The organism is Dermatophilaceae bacterium Sec6.4 (assembly GCA_039636865.1).
In the GTDB taxonomy this organism is placed as follows: domain Bacteria; phylum Actinomycetota; class Actinomycetes; order Actinomycetales; family Dermatophilaceae; genus Allobranchiibius.
In genome coordinates this window covers 348334-366464 of sequence record CP144172.1, presented here as the reverse complement: position 1 = coordinate 366464, position 18131 = coordinate 348334, and the positions used below count along the sequence as shown (strand labels likewise).

20 protein-coding genes are annotated in these 18131 nt (G+C 65.2%); 17 read left to right on the top strand and 3 right to left on the bottom strand.

The features are described 5' to 3' along the window. Positions 1 to 4 precede the first annotated feature (4 nt). The 3 genes from V3G39_01825 to V3G39_01815 all read left to right on the top strand — a co-directional run bounded on the left by V3G39_01825 (position 5) and on the right by V3G39_01815 (position 3491). The gene (locus V3G39_01825; protein XAS76800.1) at positions 5 to 1117 is read left to right on the top strand and encodes a ferredoxin reductase; all 1113 of its coding nucleotides are present in this window, start codon (positions 5 to 7) and stop codon (positions 1115 to 1117) included. A 41-nt stretch (positions 1118 to 1158) separates the two neighbouring features. Then, on the top strand, positions 1159 to 2346 hold the full coding sequence (locus V3G39_01820; protein XAS76799.1) for an acyl-CoA desaturase: 1188 nt from the start codon (positions 1159 to 1161) through the stop codon (positions 2344 to 2346). Between the two features lie 83 nt (positions 2347 to 2429). Beyond that, positions 2430 to 3491, top strand: coding sequence for a phospholipid scramblase-related protein (locus V3G39_01815; GenBank protein ID XAS76798.1), 1062 nt, complete (start codon positions 2430 to 2432; stop codon positions 3489 to 3491). 96 nt (positions 3492 to 3587) lie between these two features. Here the strand turns inward: V3G39_01815 and V3G39_01810 are convergent, their stop codons facing one another. The 3 genes from V3G39_01810 to V3G39_01800 are packed head-to-tail and all read right to left on the bottom strand — an operon-like array spanning position 3588 to position 6173. Next, positions 3588 to 4484 carry a dihydropteroate synthase gene (locus V3G39_01810; protein XAS76797.1) on the bottom strand — a complete coding sequence of 299 codons (897 nt, stop codon included), beginning with the start codon at positions 4482 to 4484 and terminating at the stop codon, positions 3588 to 3590. Beyond that, the gene (locus V3G39_01805) at positions 4481 to 5227 is read right to left on the bottom strand and encodes a dihydrofolate reductase family protein (GenBank protein XAS76796.1); all 747 of its coding nucleotides are present in this window, start codon (positions 5225 to 5227) and stop codon (positions 4481 to 4483) included. The genes V3G39_01810 and V3G39_01805 overlap by 4 nt, the downstream gene beginning before the upstream one ends. 49 nt (positions 5228 to 5276) lie before the next feature. Further along, on the bottom strand, positions 5277 to 6173 hold the full coding sequence (locus V3G39_01800; GenBank protein ID XAS76795.1) for a LysR family transcriptional regulator: 897 nt from the start codon (positions 6171 to 6173) through the stop codon (positions 5277 to 5279). Positions 6174 to 6254: 81 nt separating this feature from the next. Here V3G39_01800 and V3G39_01795 point away from each other — a divergent pair, with 81 nt between their 5' ends. The 14 genes from V3G39_01795 to V3G39_01730 all read left to right on the top strand — a co-directional run bounded on the left by V3G39_01795 (position 6255) and on the right by V3G39_01730 (position 18100). Then, positions 6255 to 6539, top strand: a complete 285-nt coding sequence (locus V3G39_01795) for a hypothetical protein (protein ID XAS76794.1) — start codon at positions 6255 to 6257, stop codon at positions 6537 to 6539. Positions 6540 to 6766: 227 nt separating this feature from the next. Further along, positions 6767 to 6955, top strand: a complete 189-nt coding sequence (locus V3G39_01790; protein XAS76793.1) for a hypothetical protein — start codon at positions 6767 to 6769, stop codon at positions 6953 to 6955. A 26-nt stretch (positions 6956 to 6981) separates the two neighbouring features. Further along, positions 6982 to 7818: a TrmH family RNA methyltransferase gene (locus V3G39_01785; GenBank protein ID XAS76792.1), complete on the top strand. Its 837-nt coding sequence runs from the start codon at positions 6982 to 6984 to the stop codon at positions 7816 to 7818. 121 nt (positions 7819 to 7939) lie between these two features. Further along, entirely contained in the window at positions 7940 to 9202 is a 1263-nt protein-coding gene (locus V3G39_01780) for a toxic anion resistance protein (protein ID XAS76791.1), read from the top strand. Positions 9203 to 9205: 3 nt separating this feature from the next. After that, the gene (locus tag V3G39_01775; protein ID XAS76790.1) at positions 9206 to 9703 is read left to right on the top strand and encodes a hypothetical protein; all 498 of its coding nucleotides are present in this window, start codon (positions 9206 to 9208) and stop codon (positions 9701 to 9703) included. 13 nt (positions 9704 to 9716) lie between these two features. Then, entirely contained in the window at positions 9717 to 10283 is a 567-nt protein-coding gene (locus V3G39_01770) for a TerD family protein (GenBank protein XAS76789.1), read from the top strand. Positions 10284 to 10560: 277 nt separating this feature from the next. Beyond that, positions 10561 to 11238: a hypothetical protein gene (locus V3G39_01765; GenBank protein XAS76788.1), complete on the top strand. Its 678-nt coding sequence runs from the start codon at positions 10561 to 10563 to the stop codon at positions 11236 to 11238. Between the two features lie 30 nt (positions 11239 to 11268). Beyond that, complete coding sequence (locus V3G39_01760; protein XAS76787.1) at positions 11269 to 11856, top strand: TerD family protein; 588 nt, start codon at positions 11269 to 11271, stop codon at positions 11854 to 11856. Between the two features lie 30 nt (positions 11857 to 11886). Continuing rightward, entirely contained in the window at positions 11887 to 13032 is a 1146-nt protein-coding gene (locus V3G39_01755) for a DUF475 domain-containing protein (GenBank protein ID XAS76786.1), read from the top strand. Then, positions 13029 to 13619 carry a TerD family protein gene (locus V3G39_01750; GenBank protein ID XAS76785.1) on the top strand — a complete coding sequence of 197 codons (591 nt, stop codon included), beginning with the start codon at positions 13029 to 13031 and terminating at the stop codon, positions 13617 to 13619. Before V3G39_01755 ends, V3G39_01750 begins: the two co-directional genes overlap by 4 nt. Next, entirely contained in the window at positions 13538 to 14299 is a 762-nt protein-coding gene (locus V3G39_01745; GenBank protein XAS76784.1) for an HAD family hydrolase, read from the top strand. The genes V3G39_01750 and V3G39_01745 overlap by 82 nt, the downstream gene beginning before the upstream one ends. A gap of 7 nt (positions 14300 to 14306) precedes the next feature. After that, complete coding sequence (locus tag V3G39_01740; GenBank protein XAS76783.1) at positions 14307 to 15953, top strand: phosphoribosyltransferase family protein; 1647 nt, start codon at positions 14307 to 14309, stop codon at positions 15951 to 15953. Between the two features lie 26 nt (positions 15954 to 15979). Beyond that, entirely contained in the window at positions 15980 to 16669 is a 690-nt protein-coding gene (locus tag V3G39_01735; protein XAS76782.1) for a DUF2993 domain-containing protein, read from the top strand. 9 nt (positions 16670 to 16678) lie between these two features. Continuing rightward, positions 16679 to 18100, top strand: coding sequence for an amidase (locus V3G39_01730; GenBank protein ID XAS76781.1), 1422 nt, complete (start codon positions 16679 to 16681; stop codon positions 18098 to 18100). Positions 18101 to 18131 lie beyond the last annotated feature (31 nt).

Below are 18131 nucleotides of genomic sequence, written 5' to 3'. Positions count from 1 at the left end.
AAGTATGGAACTTCTCTCCGGCGACCGGCCCATGGACGATGGGCGCGAAACTGTCGCCCCGTCCCTCTGGCGCTCGCGAGCCATCGGGTTCCTTCGGGCGGCAACGACGCCGCTGCTGCCCGAGGACTACGTGGACCTCTTCGACCCGCTGCGCACGACCACGGTGTTGCGGGCGCGGGTCACGGACATCATCTCCGAGACCGACGATGCGGCCACTGTGGTGCTGCAGCCCGGTCGCACCTGGCGCGGCCACGTGCCCGGTCAGTACATCCGCATCGGCGTCGACATCGACGGCGTCCGGATGTGGCGTGCGTACTCCGTGACCTCCGGCCCGCGCACGGACGGCCGCATCGCGATCACCATCAAAGCCATCTCCGGCGGCGCGGTCAGCACGCATCTGCTCAGCTCGTTGCAGGTCGGTCAGATCGTCCAGATGGAACAGGCCGACGGCGCGTTCGTGCTGCCCGAGGTGCTGCCCGCCAAGATCCTGCTGCTGACCGGTGGTAGCGGCATCACCCCCGTGATGGGCATCCTGCGACATGCAGTGCAGGATCTCGACGACGTGGTGATGCTGCACTCCGCCCCGCGCCCCGAAGACGTGATCTTCGCCGACGAGCTACGCAGCCTCGGCGACGACGGCCGGATCAGCTTGCTGGAGCGGCACACGGACGAGCACGGACTGCTCGACACCGACGAACTCGACGCCCTCGTGCCCGACTGGCGCGAGCGCGAGACCTGGGCGTGCGGCCCCGCCGGCATGCTCGAGATGCTCGAAGGGCACTGGGAGTCAGCCGGTCACGCGCACCGGTTGCACACCGAACGCTTCCGCCCCGCCTTGGCCGAACCTGGTGAGGGTGGCACGGTCTATTTCACGAACGCCGACCGCGAGATCGACTGCGACGGCGCTCGCCCGATCCTGGACATCGGCGAAGAAGCCGGTGTGCTGATGCCGTCCGGTTGCCGGATGGGTATCTGTTACGGCTGCGTGCTGCCGATGCGTGAAGGCGCCGTACGGGACCTGCGGACCGGCGAAGTCACGACCGCCACCCCCGGCGACGGAATCCTGATCCAGACCTGTATCTCGGCCGCAGCCGGGCGCTGCGACCTCGTTCTCTAAAACGACTTCAACCAGACCATTTCCACCGGAAGGACCACCTGATGACTGCCTTGCAGAAGAAGGACCACAACCCCGTCGAGCACCTCACCCGCTCTGACATCGAGAGCCTGGGCGAAGAGCTGGACGCCCTGCGCGCGCAGATCATCGAGTCCCGCGGCGCAGCAGATGCGGCCTACATCCGCCGCACGATCGACGTGCAGCGCAAACTGGAAATGGGCGCCCGCGGGGTGCTGCTCTTCAGTAAGTACAAGCCGGCCTTCTGGCTCGGCACCGCCGGACTGACCGTGTCGAAGATCCTGGAGAACATGGAGATCGGGCACAACGTCATGCACGGTCAGTGGGACTGGTTGCGCGACCCGAAGATTCACTCCACGACCTGGGAGTGGGACAACGCGAGCCCTTCGGACCTGTGGAAGCACTCGCACAACGAGTTGCACCACACCTACACCAACGTGCTCGGCCGCGACAACGATCTCGGTTACGGCATCATGCGCGTGGACGAAGACCAGCGGTGGATGCCGTTCTACCTCGGTCAGCCGCTGTGGAATGCGCTGAACGCGTGCTTCTTCGAGTACGGCATCGCGGCGTACGACCTGGAGCTCGGTAAGTACATGAAGGGCCGTAAGGACAAGGCCGTCTTCAAGCGCGATCTGGACAAGGTGGGTGTCAAGGTCCGTAACCAGGTCACCCGTGACTACGTCATCCACCCGCTGCTCGCGGCGCCGTTCGGCTCCTGGGGCTCGACGCTGGCAGCGAACGCATTGTCCAACCTGGGCCGCAACATCTGGACCCACTCGGTCATCATGTGCGGTCACTTCCCCGAGGGTGTCGAGACCTTCACCAAGACCTCTATCGAGGGCGAGACCCGCGGTGACTGGTACCTGCGCCAGATGATCGGCTCGGCCAACATCAGCGGCTCCAAGGCCATGCACATCGCCACCGGCAACCTGAGTTACCAGATCGAACACCACCTCTTCCCGGACCTGCCGAGCAACAGGTACGCCGAGATTTCGGTAACGGTGCGCGACATCTGTGCGCGCTACGGCCTGCAGTACCTGAGCGGTCCGCTGCCCAAGCAGGTCGGCTCGGCGTGGATGAAGGTCATCCGTCTGTCGCTGCCCAACCACATCGCTGCCAAGGTGAAGTTCCCAAGCCGTCGCAAGCCGGTCGCGCCGACCGCACTGCCGTCGCGCATTACCGCCATGGAGCAGAGCGAGCGCGCCGCCTGACCCGAATCTCTTTTCTCACGATTTGGACATGTTGAGCGGGGCAAATACGCCCCGCTCAACATGTCCAAATCTAGGATGGCCCGATGACGAACGCGACGCCGCCCGGTTGGTACCCCGACAACCTCGACCCCTCACGGGTGAGGTGGTGGGACGGTGCGGGTTGGACCGATCAGACCCAGCCCAAGCAGCAGCCCGCCTCGTCGGTGTCGGACGCCCCGCGTGGATACCCCGGCCAGCCGCAGCAACAGCCGCAGCAACAGCGGCAAGCCCCGGCACGTCCGGCAGCGCAATTGCCTCAGCCGCAGGGTCAGCGCCAGCAACCACAACAAGCGCAGCACGATCCGTACGCCCAGCAGGCTCAGCGCCAGCAGCAACAACCACGACAGGCGCAGCACGACCCGTACGCGGCGAAAGCACAGTCGCAGCAGCAGGACTCCTACCCCGGCGAGAGTCGCGTTCAGCGATTCAATGACTCGATCGCACAGGGATACGGCGACCAGACCTACGGCGGTCACACCAGCGGCCCCACCGATGGCCGACAGGCTGCTCACGGCCGCAATGTCTTCACCGAACCGGTACTGATCGTCTCCCAGAAGCGCAAGATCATCGAGGTCACCAACGAATACGCCGTCTACGCCCAGGATGGTTCGCAGCTCGGCGCCGTGGTCGAGGTCGGGCAGAGCGGTATGAAGAAGGCCGTCCGGTTGTTGACCAGCTACGACCAGTTCCTCACCCACCGCCTGGAGGTGCGCGACAACGGCGGCAATGTGCTGCTACGCCTGACCCGACCGGCGAAGGTGATGAAATCGACCATCATCGTGCAGGCCCCGGACGGCCGGGAGATCGGTCGGCTCGCGCAGCAGAATGTCTTCGGCAAGATCCGCTTCGGGTTGCAGGCCGACGGTATGGAGGTCGGCTCACTGAGCGCTGAGAACTGGCGGGCCTGGAACTTCGCGCTCAAGGACACCGCCGGGATCGAGGTCGCGCGGGTCACCAAGACGTGGGAGGGCCTGCTGACCACGATGTTCACCACTGCGGACAACTACGTGGTGCACATCCACCAGGACGTGCCCGACCCGTTGCGCTCGCTCTGCGTCGCGGCGGCCCTGACCATTGACACCGCCCTCAAGCAGGACGACCGCTGACCCAACCCCGCTGCGCCAGGGGCCGCACCTTTTGGTGAGGGGCATGCAATAGCCGCACCCTCACCAAAAGATGCAACCACCGGTGGCGCGCTTCGCTCAGGCCTCGGTGTCGAAGGTGCTCATCGCATCCAGGACAGCACAGACCAGGGGCACTTCGTGGGTGCGGTAGACGCCGGTCTGGCCCAGTTGCGCCAGCACGGCGAAGAAGCCCTCCGCACTGCGGAACTGCTCCTCGAAGGTGTCGAAGGCGTGCGGTAGCGCGTGGCAGATCGGCAGACCCAGGCGCCGCAGCCGGAACGTCTGCAGGAGGGCCGCAGCCTGGTATCGGGACCGGGCCGCCGCATCGTTGAGGCGGTATCCGAATCCGACGCCGGGGTCGATCACCAGATCGGTGACGCCGATTTCGCGCGCGCGATGGACCCGCTGATCGAAACGCTCGATCATCTGGGGCAGCAGGTCGGTACTGATGTCGGCGTCAGTGATGTCGCGGGCGTTCGGTCCGAGCAGGTGGCACAGCACCACGGTCGCCCGGTGTTCAGCGGCGAGGGCGAACATCTCGTCGTCGTTCCCCGAACCGGTCAGGTTGAGCACGCAGGCCCCGGCCTGCAGCGCGGCCGCGGCGACCGGCACCTCATACGTCTCGACCGATACAGCGATGCCGTCGTCGGCGAGCTGCTCGATCACCGGCAGCAGCAGCCGCTGCTGGGCCTGATCATCGACGGCCGCGGCTGTCGCAATGGTGGATTCCGCGCCGATATCGACGAGGTGGGCTCCTTGGGCGACGTGTACGCGTGCCTTGCGCACGGCTGATGCGGTGCTGACGGCCACGCTCTCCCGATACGCAGAGTCCTGCGAGAGGTTGACGACACTCATCACGACGGGTTCGCGGTCGGTGTCGAAGGTCTTCGTGCCGATACGCAGTGGCGCAACGGTGCGCGCGAGATCGTCCGCATGGTCAGCGGCCAGGCGTGCCAGGCCCGCGAGGGTGATCATCGGCCCGGCGCGAGGTAGCGCATCATCAACGTGCTGTCGCCCTGCAGCACCTGGACCAGGCGGAAACGCGCGACATCGGGCAGGGAGGTCGTCGACGGTGAGGTCCCGGTGCCGGCGAAGAGCGGGGAGAGCGTGATGTCGGCTTCATCGACCATGTCGGCCTCCACCAGATTGCGCAGCAGCTGCGGCCCACCCTCACAGACGATCCTGCGCAGGCCGCGCCCGACCAGCGCGTCCACGATGGACTGAGGCGTTACTTCGGGCAGCACGATGACGTCCGCGTGCTTTTTTGCCTCGGCGAGTCGATCCTCGTCGGCACCGGACGCGGTGATCACCAGCAGTCGCTGGGTGGACTGCGTCCAGATCGGCAACGCCCAGGGTAATTTCAACGATCCACTGACGACGGCCACGACTGGGGCTTGAAGTTGACCATCGGATGCGCGCTGCTGCGCGTGCTCGGGTTCGGCGCGCATGGGGCCGTACTCCTCGGCCCGCAGGGTGCCGCTGCCCACGAGGACTACGTCACAGAAGCTACGGACAGCACTGAATACCTGCTGATCGGCCTCGGAGGACACCGAACCACTGAGTCCATCGGCGCCCGCAGCAGCGCCGTCGAGCGTGGTGACCATCATCGCTCGGACCCATCGACCCGTCGGCGGCCATGGGTAACCCCGAGCCACTTCCTGGTCGTTGAGCTGCCCGCCGTCCTGCTGATGGCCGTAGATCGCCTGGATGGTGTTCACCAGGTGAACATACGTCGGTGCTCCGCTGCGTCTTCCACCTGGCAACGGCTCAGGCAGTGGCGGCGACGTCGCGCAGTAGTTCCAGGGTGCGCACCACGGACGGGTGCCCACTGACGCTGTCGCGTACGAAGACGACGATGCGTCGGCGCGGCGTGGGCTCGCCGATCGGCCGCGCGACCACTCCGGGTGGCAGTACGCCGATCGCCAGACGCGGGATCACCGCGACGCCGATCCCGGCCGCGGCGAACGCGATGGAGGTGTGGTGATCGTCTGTCTGGGCGGCATACCGGGGGGTGAATCCAGCGGCCCTGGTGGCATCGCGCACGATCCGACTGCCCACGGCGTCGTTGGTGTTGTCCACGACCCAGCGCTGTGTCTCCAACGACGCCATCGGCACGACGTCCTGCTCAGCCAGCACGCTGTCGACAGCGAATACCGCGACGTAGGGCTCCTGCGTCAGCTCGTACCGGGTGTGTCCGGCGATCCGGGTGGGCGGGTCATCGGGCACCTCGTTACGAATCTCGATATCCGGGCGGGCCGGGCCGGCCTGGATGGCGTATTCGTTGAGGTCGACGGTCAGCTGGACGTCCGGGTACTCCCGCTGCAGTGTGCGCGCGATGGCCGGCATCCACTGCTCGCCGGCAGAGGCGAAACAGGTGATGATCAGGGTGCCGGATCGTCCTTCGCGTAGATCGTCCACCACGCCGTCCAGACGGGCCAGCTCCCGCATCAGTTCGTCACTCTCGGCGGCCAGGCTCCGTCCTGTCGGGGTCGCGGAGATGCCGCGCCCGGACTTCTCGAAGAGCTGCAGGCCGGTATCGCGTTGCAGTGCTGCGATCTGCTGGCTGACGGCCGAAGAGGTGAAGCCGAGGTTGGCCGCCGCAGCCTGTACGGAGCCGCTGGCCACCACGGCGCGGAAGGTGCGAAGGCGGTGCACGTCGATCATCTGGCAATAGTACAGCAGCGCTATGAGGAAAATCACTTTTCATAACTTGTGCTGCACAGTCAAAGGAGGCAGACTCAAACCATGAGCACTCACACCACTACCCAGGACCTGAACACCCAGCACGTTGCCTCCCACGTCGGCCCGTTGCGCCGTGCGTTCCGCGAGGTGCAGAACGCGAGCGTGGAGATGGACCGGATGAACCGCCCCTGGGCGTATGGTGAAAGAGCCGTGAAAGCCACATCGACCCACCGGATCCGCAATGCATACCGTGAAGTTCAGAACGCGAGCGTGGAGATGGACCGGATGAACCGTCCGTGGGCCTACCAGGGCCGTGGCGCCGGCGCAGCAGCGCGCGCCTCACGCTGAACGGCGAGCCAACACCTGTCAAAACCGCCGCTGCAGTGAGCTTGATCTCACTGCAGCGGCGGTTTTTTCGCGTCCAGCGATCGAATCCGTCATCGAAGACCGAATAGTGTTGCAACACTGGCTAATCCGCTTCAGTTGCCGCGTGATTCAAAACACATTAGTAGAAGTTAACGTCCAGTCAGATGAATCGACTTGTGGTAAGTAGTTCGAAAACGAATAATTGAAACATGCAGCACATGATGAACCGCTTCCGTCCCACCGACTACCGCAACGACAGCACCCCCAATGACGGCTGGTCCGGTTTTGACCAGCAGGTACGCAGCTCGCGACTAAGCCGCCGAAACCCGTGGCGCACAGTTCGCCACGAGTTGCACGCCGATGGCCACGGAGCCGTCGCCATCTCGCGCTTTATGTGATCCACTCGGCCAGATAGCGTGACCGCATGCGCGCCGATCCTGAACAACGAACGATCAGGGTCGGCGCTCGCAATGCGACCTTCCAGCATTGGCAGACCCTGCTACGAAATCGCACGAAACGGCACCGTGCCGGCGAGTTCGTGGTCCAAGGCGTCCGGCCGATCACCCTGGCGTTGCAGTACGACTGGCCGACAAGTGCGTTGATCCGGCCCAGTGGACTGCGGCCCTCACAGTGGGCGCAGGAGGCCTGGAGTGGCTCTCCCGGTGCCCGTTACGAGGTCGAGCCCGAGCTCTTCTCCGAGCTGACTGACAAGGAGCAGGGTCAGGCGGAAATGCTGGCCGTTGTATCCATACCTGCGGACGATCTGGCGCGGGTTGCTCCCGCCCCGCACGCTCCGCTGGTCGTCTTCGATCGCCCGAGCGGCCCCGGGAACATCGGCACGTTGTTGCGTTCGATTGACGCCTTCGGAGGCGCAGGTCTGGTCGTCACCGGCCATGCAGCCGACCCGTATGACCCCAAGTCGGTGCGCGCGAGCACCGGCTCTCTCTTCTGCGTGCCGATGGTGCGCGTCGAGGGACCCATTCCGCTGGTGCAGTGGCTGCTCGAACTGCGTGAGAGCGGTACCCCCGTGCAACTGTTCGGCACCGATGAGGGAGGCAGCCTCGGCGTGCGCGATGTCGATTTCGCCATTCCGACCATATTGGTGATCGGTAACGAAAGCCGAGGCCTGGCAAAGGCGTGGCGGCAGGAGTGCGACGCGATCGTCAGTATTCCGATGATCGGGCAAGCCAGCTCGCTGAACGCCGCCACCGCAGGTGCAGTGCTGCTGCACGAGTGTCTGCAGCAGCGACTCGGCACCTGACGTGGGCGCCCGACGTGGGCGCGTGTCGCGGAACCGACGTGTGGCCCCAGTCGTCTTTACCTAGAGTGGGTCACAAGCCACGTACACGGAGCTGAGCCCGTCGCGCCGAGGAGGCAATGAGATGTCCGAGTTGGATCTGACCAAGTCCGGTAGCACCACAGGTGCTGCACCCCAACCCGCGCCCGGCGCGCTGGTGTTGGAAGCACCGGCGCCGACACCCGTCGTGCAGGAGCAGCAGGCCGTTCAGGCGGTCAAGGTCGCCCCGGAGGCGCAGACCGAGATCGAGCGCAAGGCGCAGGCATTCGTGACCGACCTGACGTCGATGGATATGAAGGCGCCGGCGTTCACCGAGAAGGTCAACTCGATCGTGCTGATGGGCGATTCGGACATCAAACGGTCTTCCGAAGTCTCCAACCGGATGCTGCAGAGGCCTGCAGCGCAGGTAGGCGACAAGAGCCCGCAGGGCAAGGTCAGCACCACGCTGATCGACTTGCGCAAGACCGTCACCGATCTCGACCCGAACCGCGCAGACCTCAAGGGCATGAAGAAGGTCCTGAAGTGGCTGCCGGGTGGCGGCAAGATCGAGAACTATTTCGCCAAGTACCAGACGGCGCAGGCTCACATCGATGCGATCATCCGCTCGCTGGCCTCGGGTCAGGACGAGTTGCGCAAGGACAACGCCTCCATCGAGATGGAGCGCGGCAACATGTGGCAGGCGATGCAGAAGCTGGGCGAATACAACCAGCTCGCGACCGCGCTGGACGGCGCCATCGAGCAGAAGATCGCCGAATTGCAGGTACAGGGCAACACCGAGGACGCCGACATCATGAAGTCCGATGTGCTGTTCGCGGTCCGCCAGCGGCGGCAGGACATCATGACCCAGATGGCCGTATCGGTGCAGGGTTACCTCGCGCTGGACCTCGTTCGTAAAAACAACCAGGAGCTGATCCGCGGAGTCGATCGCGCGCAGACCACTACCGTCGCGGCGCTGCGCACTGCGATCATCGTGTCCCAGGCGCTCGCCCAGCAGAAGCTGGTGCTGGACCAGATCACTTCGCTCAACTCCACGACGTCCAACCTCATCGAATCCACGTCGCTGCAGCTGAAACAGCAGGGTGCCGAGATCAATCAGCAGGCAGCCTCCAGCGGCATCGAGATCGACAAGCTGCAGGCAGCCTTCGACAATGTCTTCCAGACGATGGACGCGATCGACACCTTCAGAAGCCAGGCCAGTGCCAACATGGCCACCACGATCACGGCGCTGCAGGGACAGGTCGAGCGCGCCAAGCCCTACCTCGAACGCTCGATGCGCAGTCAGGGTATGGACGCCTCCACCGCGGCCCAGCTCGGCAGCGCGCCCCAGCAGGGCCAGATCGGCTCCTGAGTCGTGGGTCTGCTCTCCCGGCTGTTCGAGCCGGATCAGCAGCATGCCGCCGCGTCGGCAGGTCCGACCACCGTCACCAGGGACGATGATGCCGTGCCCGCGTTGCGCGAGCAGGTTCAGGCTCTGGTGCTGGAAGTCAACGCCAGCGCCGGCGATCTGCCGCCGATCGCGGTCGTGCTGGCGCGCGCTGTGACCGATACGGTTTCGGACGTGCTGGAATCACCGGAAGTGGACAACCTGGACATTGGTGTCCGGGTGGCGCTGCACTCGGTGCTGACCGACTACCTGCCGGGGTCGATCCGCAGTTATATAGGCGCGGTACGCGCTGCGGATGAGGCTGCTGTACACACCGCCACCGACGCGATCGTCGAGCAGCTGACCACCCTTCGTAGCAGTGTCAGCGATGTCGCCGACGCCAGTAACGCCCGGGACCTGCAGGCGTTGCAGGTGCAGGGGCGTTTCCTACAGGATAAATTCGGCGGTTCGGAACTGGACCTGTGAGGGTGGGACAGTCATGGTGAATGAACTGCCCAAGGGGGCCAATGCGTCGTTGACCCGGGAGATCCCCGGCCTGCGTGGCATCGTCATCGGTATCGACTGGGACCCGGGCGCCGAGCACGTGCTCGCGGACGCCCTCACGTTGTTGACGATTCTGTGCGATGAGCGGGGCAAAGCACTCTCCGACGACCACGTCGTCTACTTCAACCAGCTCGTCTCGGCCGACCTGTCCACTGTCCAGTTGCAGGAGCTGATGGGGCAGGACGATGAACAACTGGAGATCGACCTGAGCGCCGTCCCGCCCGAAGTGGACCGCATCGTGGTCATCGTCTACATCAACGAGGGCGTGGCGGGACGCCGAACTCTGGGCCAGTTGCGCCGCTGCACGCTGCGGGTGCTCAATCAGGACGGTGGCGGGCTGCTGGTGCAGACCGTCGACCTGTCCCAAGGGCTCGACAGCGAGACTGCTGTCTCGCTCGGGCAGGTCTACCGGCGTGGTGCGGAGTGGAAGTTCAAGGCCCTGGGCAGCGGTTACTCCACCGGACTCGCGGGAGTGGCCAAGGACTTCGGCGTCGCACTGTGACGGATGTACGCCGGTGAGAACACGCACCGACCTGACGTACCTGCGTCGCCGCAGTCGTCCGGTCGCGTCCACGCCAGAAGCAGCCGCCGCCGCTTCCCCGGCGGGAGGGTCGGCGGTCGCTGACTTTCTCGCGGGGAGGTCGAGGCGACCGGGACGAGGACAGCCACCGGCGCCGACCACCGCGCCATCCACCCCGCCGGTCATCGCGCCATCCGGAGGCGGGCTGGATCTCGGGACCAGCCCGCCGCCGGTCACGGAGCCGCCGGAGCCTCGTCCGGTGACGTCCAGCTCACTGGATCTGGGCAGCAGCAGCGACTCAAATTCTGAGCCCCCGAGAGCGACACCACCGGGTCGGCCTGCACACGCCCGTCCCACAGGTCCTCGGCGCGCCCGGCAGCAGTACTACGACCTGGCGCTGCCGACGATCGCCGAGCACAACCGACGGGTGCTCGACGAAAGCCATCGCGTCATCCATCTGACTCGGATGCAGTCCGCCGCCGGCAAGCTGACGGTCACGCCGGCACTGGGCGTTGGGGAGCACCTCGACCTCGCGTGCGTACTGCAGACGGTGCAGCACGGCGAGTCGATCGTGTTGGGCACCCTCAACCGGCAGGGTCCGGACCCGCGTCGACCGCTGGTGCGCTGCGGCGGGCAGGGCGTCGAGGTGGACCTGCGACGTATCCATTCGTTTGTCCGGTTCCTGATTGTGGGCGTCACGCCGCGGCTACCCGGTGGCACGCTGGTCGTCACCACCTATGGGGGCTCTCGGATGGAAATTGCACTGCCGACAACACGCACGCTCGGTGCGCAGGCGCTACTGACGGCGTACGTCGTGCAAGGACGTTTAGTGCTCCGTGCGGAACTTGATCCCTTTTCCGGGACGTTGCAACAGGTGTGTGGGGCATACGGTTATACCGAACTGACCTGGCGTGACCCGTCCACACCCCTGATCTAGATCACCGATTCTCAACACGAAGGAGCGATCATGGCAGTCAGCTTGAGCAAGGGCGGCAACGTTTCGTTGGCCAAGGCAGCACCCGGTATGACCACCGTGGTGATCGGCCTGGGCTGGGATCCACGCACCACTGACGGTGCGCCGTTCGACCTGGACGCGTCGGCGTTGATCTGCGGGCAGGACGGCAAAGTCCGTACCGACGCCGACTTCGTCTTCTACAACAACCTGACCGGTGACAACGGCTCGGTCAACCACCAGGGCGACAACCGCGACGGCGCGGGTTCTGGCGATGACGAACAGATCGTCATCAACCTGGCGGCCGTCTCACCGGACGTTGCGAAGATCGTCTTCCTCGCTTCGATCGACCAGGCCACTGCACGGTCGCAGAACTTCGGCCAGGTTTCTGATGCCTATATCCGCTTCTTCGACGCCGACGATGCAAACAATGCCGAGAAGGGCGCACGCTTCGACCTCGGCGAGGATGCCTCCACCGAAACGGCGCTGATCTTCGGCGAGCTGTACAAGAGCGGCGCCGAGTGGAAGTTCCGGGCTGTCGCCCAGGGATACTCTTCGGGTTTGGCAGGCGTGATCGCCGACTTCGGCATCAGCGGTAGCTGACTTCCTCGAAATATGTCCTGAAGGGACCTCATGGCCACGCTCAAACACTTTCGCATTGACTTCATTGTTGCTGCGATCGTGCTCGTCATCGCCTTCTTCTACGGCGGGATCGATGCGTTATCACTGACCGCGATCCTGATCGTGCTGGAAATCGTGTTCTCGTTCGACAATGCGGCGGTCAACGCCAAATACCTCGAAAAGATGAACGAGTTCTGGCAGAAGATGTTCCTGACGGTCGGCGTACTGATCGCCGTCTTCGGCATGCGGCTGGTTTTCCCCTTCGTGATCGTCTGCGTGTCCGGGCAGATCTCGCCAGCGGAAGCTGTCCGGCTGGCCCTGGAGCGCGGGGATCACAACACCCCTGGCACCTACGGCTACATCCTGGATCAGGCCCATCCGGCCATTGCCGCGTTTGGTGGGATGTTCCTGTTCCTACTGTTCCTGGACTTCATGTTCGACAGTGAGAAGGAAGTGCACTGGCTGGGACCGATCGAGCGCGCGCTGCAACGCATCGGTGCACTGGACATGTTGTCGGTCATCGTGGCCGGGATCAGCCTGCTGCTGGCCTCGGAGTTCCTCGCGACCGGCGGCGAGAAGGCAACCGTGCTCTTCTCGGGTGTTATGGGCATCGTGCTCTATCTCGCGGTCAACGGACTCTCCTCGGTGATGGAGGACCAGGAGGCGCACAAGGACGAGGAGTTCGCCCAGCGGGAGGTCAATTCCCGAGGCGCAGTTTTGCTGGCCGGTAAGGCCGCGTTCTCACTGTTCCTGTTCCTGGAAGTGCTCGACGCGACCTTCTCCTTCGACGGCGTGATCGGCGCATTCGCGATCACCCCGGACCCGATCATTATCGCGCTCGGCCTGGGTGTGGGCGCGCTCGCAGTTCGTTCGCTGACCGTCTATCTGGTGCGAAACGGCACACTCGCCGAATACCAGTATCTGGAGAACGGCGCGCACTGGGCGATCGGCGCCCTGTCCGTGATGCTGCTGCTCACCATCAAATTCAAGCTGGGCGAGGTGGTCATCGGTGGCACGGGCATCGCTTTCATCGTTGCCGCATGGGTCACGTCCATCGTGCAGAACAAAAAGAATGCCGAACCCCCGCACGACCAGACCATCGAAAACCCCGACCAACCTGCGGCACCGGCCGCCGGGAACGGAGCATCGAAATTATGACCATCAGCCTCAACAAGGGCCAGTCGATCAACCTGGCCAAGTCCGACGGCGGATCGCTCACCAAGGTGCGCATGGGCCTTGGCTGGGATGCCAAGACAGTCACCAAGAAGGGCTTCTTCGGGGGCAGCAAGCAGGTCCAGCGCGATATCGACCTGGATGCCTCCGCAATTCTGATCGGCGCGGGCAAGGTGCTCGACATCGTGTACTTCGGCAAGTTGCGCTCCAGCGACGGTTCGATTCAGCACACCGGTGACAACCGCTCCGGCGCCGGCGACGGTGATGACGAGTCGATCATCGTGGACCTGCCCGCGGTGGCTTCCTCGGTAGAGCAGATCGTCTTCGTCGTCAACTCCTACAGCGGCGAGAACTTCACCGAGATCGACAACGCCGTCGTACGTGCTGTCGACTCCGCTGCCGGTGACACCGAACTGGTGCGCTACGAGCTGGCCGGTACCGGCCCGCACACCGCCATGGTGATGGCCAAGCTCGCGCGCTCCGGTTCCGGGTGGAGCTTCACGGCAATCGGCACACCGGGGCAGGGCCGTGTTGCCCAGGAGCTCGTGCCGCTGGCCCTCGGAGCGATCTGAGCCCGTCACCTCACGCGCTGAGCCTCGACGTCTGGGGCACCTTGATCGGCAGTGATCCGGCGTTCAAACCGGCGCGCAACGAGTTGTTGCGCGCCGAGTTTGCGCCCGGGGTCACCCCTGCCCAGTTCGATACCGCACTGCGGGGCGCGGACCGTGCTGCCGACGAGACCTGTATGACAACCGGCCTGGACGTCGGCTTCGACGCGCGCGTCTGCCTCGCACTGCAGCGGCTCGCGGTCCGGTCCGACACCGTGCCGGACCGGTCGGCGCAGCTGATGGCGCGGCAGACGACGCTGGCCATGGCCCACCCTCCGCGGCCGCTCGCCCCAGAGTTGCCCACCCTGGTAGCGGCGGCTGCCCGTCGGATGCCGATAGTTCTCACCAGCAACACTGGGATGTTGCCGGGAGTCCTGATGCGCGATCTGCTGCGGCTGGCCGGTTTCGACGTAGATGATCTGGCCATGGTCTTCTCCAACGAGGTAGGCGCCGCCAAACCAGCGCGCGAAATCTTCGACATCGCAGTCCGAGCCGTCGGTGTGCCGGCCGCACAGGTTCTGCACGTCGGGGACAACCCGGTGGCCGACGTTCAAGGTGGGGCCGACGCGGGCCTGCAGACATTGCTGGTGGCGCCCGACGGTATGGCGTTGGCCGCCCGCTTGCGCGAGATCATCGCCGGATGAGGGTGTTGTGCAGATAAGTGCGCTCTGGACGCTGACCGGCACGCCGGAGAGGGTCCGTTCGGTCGCGCCGCATGATCATTTCGAAGCGGTCGCGTATTCGTTGATGAAGCACGGGGACGGCGCCTCGATCGAGTTGTTCGGCTCGCGGCTGGGGCGGATGCTGCTGGCAGAGCACGCCTCGGTGGTGCTCACCGACGCGGTGCCTGTCTTTCCTGTCGCGTATCTCGCGGTCCCGCCTGCCTGTTGGTACCTCAGTGCAGCCGCGCTCTCTGTTGTCAACCTCGAGCGTGTCTCCAGAGGCCTGGCTCCCGGCCGGTTGTTGCATGTCCGCAAGGACTCGGTCACGACCACGGATTACGCGACTGCCACTGCCGGGCAGCGGCAGGCCGAGCTCGCCGGCATCGGCTTCGAGGTGGGCGAGTCGCTCATCGGGTGCGCAGTGGTGGTGGTCGATGACGTACGCGTCACCGGCGCCGCGGAGCAGACGATTGTGCACGTGCTCCGGGCCGCAAACCCGAAGGTGATCCTGCCCGCATATGTCGCGGTGTGCTCGCCCGAGCTGGCTGCCGCGCCGCACGTGGAGCGGGTCCTCAACCATGTTGCCGTCACCTCGCCGCTGGACCTGCTGCCAGCCATCGAGGCAGACCGCTTCTGCCTCACCATCCGCTTCCTCAAGTTCGCGCTCGCCAGCACGGACCTCGCTGAGTTCGTGACGCGATGCCCACAGCCGGTGCTACTCGCGATGTATGACGGTGCACTTGCGACGGGCGCGTCGTTCGCCGACGCTTACGCGCCCGGAATGGCTACCCTGCGCGGGCAGCTGGGCGACTTCCGCTATGCGTTGGCCAGGTTGCGCGTGGGTGACGTGGGGCTTCCAGTGGGCGGCCCGGACAGCACAGTAGCCGTGGGAGCCACGGCATACAGTCGCTTCAAACACGGAAGTGGTTCTGCAGCAGCAGATTTCGCCCGCAGGTTGGCGACGCAGTACGCCGAACATCACCAGCTGAGCGGTGGCGAACGACTGTGGGTGACCGGGTCGGGTTACGCGCAGGTGCCCCCTGCTGCGGCCGCGCTGGTGGGCCCGTTCGTCGCTGCGCTGAGCGACCTCGCACCCGGTGTGGACGTGCGGCCGTTGCGGATCCACCGGTCGGGCAGGACGCCGGGCGACTATGCCGCGATGAGCCCGGCCGATCGCGATATTGCGTTGCGGGACGACTGCATGTTCGTCGAGTCGGACGCAGACGTGCGCGGTGAACTGGTGGTTGCGCTCGACGACATCCGGGTGACCGGCACGCATGAGCGGGCCGTGAACGCGTGCCTGTCGGCGGCCGGAGCGCGGTGGATCGATCACCTCTATCTGGTCGATGCCGCTGCCTTCGCGGCCAGCCCGCAGATGGAGTCGGTGCTGAACCTCGTTGCGGTCCGAGATGTCGATGAGGTGCTCGCGATCGTGATGGCCGACGATTTCGTGCCCAACGCGCGGGTATGTCGGCGGGTGCTGACCCTTCCGCCGGAGCAACTCGACACCTTCGTCGGGCGCGCGCCGGCGGTTGTCCTGGAATGGGTCCGCTGGGCAGTGCAGGCGGACCTTCTGGCAACCGTCGAGCAGTTCGCCGACGGGGCGCTTCGACTCTGCGGGGGTGATGGACGCTGACAGCTGTACGGGTACGACGGCTGATCGTGACCGTGATCGTGCTGCTCCTGCTCGGTTGGGCTATCGATACCGGCGCCCGAGCGGCTGCGCAGTCCGTGGTTGCGGGCACCATCCAGCAGTCACAGCAGCTGAAGGACAAACCTACGGTCGCGGTACGCGGCTGGTTCTTTCTGGCGCAGGCGGTGCGCGGTCGCTACGACGATGTCGATGTCACGCTGCACGGTCTGCACCAGGGCCCGTTGCATCTGTCCACCGTGACCGCTCACCTACGTGGAGTACAGGTACCGCTGAAGTCTGTATTGAGCGGCAGAGTGTCAAGGATCGCGGTCGATCAATCTGCCGAAGTGGTGACGCTGACCTACGCCGACCTCAATGCCTACCTGAAATCCCAGGGCAAGGACGTCACTGTTTCGGCGGGTCCGCCCGGTGAGCTGAAAGTGACCGGGCAGCTGAATCTGTTCGGACAGTCCGTCGCGCTCTCGGCCGACGCCGTCGTTCGGCCCGGATCCGGCGAGTTGCAGATCACTCCGACCCAGTTGGACACCGGGACGGCGCTGGACGGGGTGAGTCGGGATCTGGTGAACAAGCGGTTCACGTTTGCAATATCAACGGCGCCGTTTCCGTTCGGTCAGCGCGTCACCTCGATCGAGCCGACTGCGAACGCTTTGACGGTGCAGGCGAGCGGCTCGGATGTCGTGCTCTCAGCAACGTCCTAACGTGGCTGCATGGAACAGACGACCCGTGTGCATGCCTTCACCGACGACGCGCTGGGGGAGTCGGACGCGACGGGAGTCGCCGCCCGCATCGCGGCGCGCGACATCAGCGCCGGCGAAGCGGTCGAGGCCGCGATCGCTCGCAGTGCATCTGTCGAGGAGAAGCTGAGCGGACTGCATCGGTCGGACTTCGATCGGGCCCGCGCGAGAGCGACCCGTTCGTCCTCTTGCGACGGTCCGTTCGCGGGGGTGCCGTCGCTGTTCAAGGACAACATCATGGTCGGCGGGATGGCGATGACGCAGGGTTCGCGGGCGTTCGGTACCGCGCCGCGCCCGACGGACGGGGCTGTCGCGGCGCAGTACCTGGCCACCGGGATCATTCCGATCGGCACGTCGACGATGCCGGAGTTCGGCTGGACCTGCACGACTGAGACGCTCGACCACCGCACCCACAACCCCTGGGACACCTCCTATTCCTCGGGTGGCAGCTCGGGTGGCTCGGCGGCGTACGTCGCGGCAGGCGTGGTGCCGATCGCGCACGGCAACGATGGCGGCGGGTCGATCCGGATCCCCGCGCATGCCTGCGGGTTGGTCGGGTTGAAGCCGACGCGTGGTCGGCTGCGGATCGACTCGGGCGACAGGATCCTGCCCGTCCACATCACCAGCAACTCGGTGCTGGCTCGATCGGTGCGTGATGTGGCCGGGTTCTTCGCCGCGGCCGAGAAGGTGCACCGCAACCGCATGCTGAAGCCGATGGGCGTGGTCGATCGGGCGCAGCAGCGACCGTTGCGAATAGGTCTGCTGATCAACTCACCGGCATCGGACGTCCGAACGGATGACGAAACGCGTGCAGCGATCAATGCTTTTGGCCTTCAACTGGAGGCGCTCGGGCACCATGTCGAGCCGTACGACTGGAAGATCCCGGCGACTTTGAAGGAGGATTTCTCCTCCTACTGGATGCTGCTTGCCTACCTCGCCTCGACCGGCACAGCCAAGACGTTCGGGCCTGGTTACGACCCGGGCAAGCTGGAACCGCTGACAAAGTTCCTTGCAGCAGAAGGCAAGAAGCGACTCATGAAGGCGCCGATCTTCATCCCCCGACTGCTGGCCTCCAGCGTCGTAGCCCGGCGGCAGATGCGCGGTGGCCCCGACGTCGTTGTGTCGCCGGTGCTGTCGGGCACGACTCCCCCATTGGGCTACCTCGGCGCCGACGTCGACCCGGCGGTGCACTTCCGCAGACTGATCGACCTGTGTGCATTCACCCCCTGGCACAACGCGACGGGCGCGCCGGCGATCTCGCTGCCGGTGGGCACGAGCACCGATGGGATGCCGATCGGCGCAATGGTGACCGCGACGCACGGGGCGGAGGCGGTGCTCCTGCGACTTGCCCTGCAGGTCGAGGCCGCGCATCCGTGGCGCCGCATCCAGGACTGAGCACGCGAGTTTGCCGGCTCAGGCTCTTTCC

What these genes read in the sequence shown, in the direction of transcription:
- V3G39_01800 (XAS76795.1), bottom strand. Translation starts at nt 6,173, where the DNA reads ATGATCGACGTGCACCGCCTTCGCACCTTCCGCGCCGTGGTGGCCAGC.
- V3G39_01815 (XAS76798.1), top strand. Translation starts at nt 2,430, where the DNA reads ATGACGAACGCGACGCCGCCCGGTTGGTACCCCGACAACCTCGACCCC.
- V3G39_01795 (XAS76794.1), top strand. Translation starts at nt 6,255, where the DNA reads ATGAGCACTCACACCACTACCCAGGACCTGAACACCCAGCACGTTGCC.
- V3G39_01755 (XAS76786.1), top strand. Translation starts at nt 11,887, where the DNA reads ATGGCCACGCTCAAACACTTTCGCATTGACTTCATTGTTGCTGCGATC.
- V3G39_01770 (XAS76789.1), top strand. Translation starts at nt 9,717, where the DNA reads ATGGTGAATGAACTGCCCAAGGGGGCCAATGCGTCGTTGACCCGGGAG.
- V3G39_01820 (XAS76799.1), top strand. Translation starts at nt 1,159, where the DNA reads ATGACTGCCTTGCAGAAGAAGGACCACAACCCCGTCGAGCACCTCACC.
- V3G39_01790 (XAS76793.1), top strand. Translation starts at nt 6,767, where the DNA reads ATGCAGCACATGATGAACCGCTTCCGTCCCACCGACTACCGCAACGAC.
- V3G39_01785 (XAS76792.1), top strand. Translation starts at nt 6,982, where the DNA reads ATGCGCGCCGATCCTGAACAACGAACGATCAGGGTCGGCGCTCGCAAT.
- V3G39_01730 (XAS76781.1), top strand. Translation starts at nt 16,679, where the DNA reads ATGGAACAGACGACCCGTGTGCATGCCTTCACCGACGACGCGCTGGGG.
- V3G39_01810 (XAS76797.1), bottom strand. Translation starts at nt 4,484, where the DNA reads ATGATCACCCTCGCGGGCCTGGCACGCCTGGCCGCTGACCATGCGGAC.
- V3G39_01825 (XAS76800.1), top strand. Translation starts at nt 5, where the DNA reads ATGGAACTTCTCTCCGGCGACCGGCCCATGGACGATGGGCGCGAAACT.
- V3G39_01760 (XAS76787.1), top strand. Translation starts at nt 11,269, where the DNA reads ATGGCAGTCAGCTTGAGCAAGGGCGGCAACGTTTCGTTGGCCAAGGCA.
- V3G39_01780 (XAS76791.1), top strand. Translation starts at nt 7,940, where the DNA reads ATGTCCGAGTTGGATCTGACCAAGTCCGGTAGCACCACAGGTGCTGCA.
- V3G39_01750 (XAS76785.1), top strand. Translation starts at nt 13,029, where the DNA reads ATGACCATCAGCCTCAACAAGGGCCAGTCGATCAACCTGGCCAAGTCC.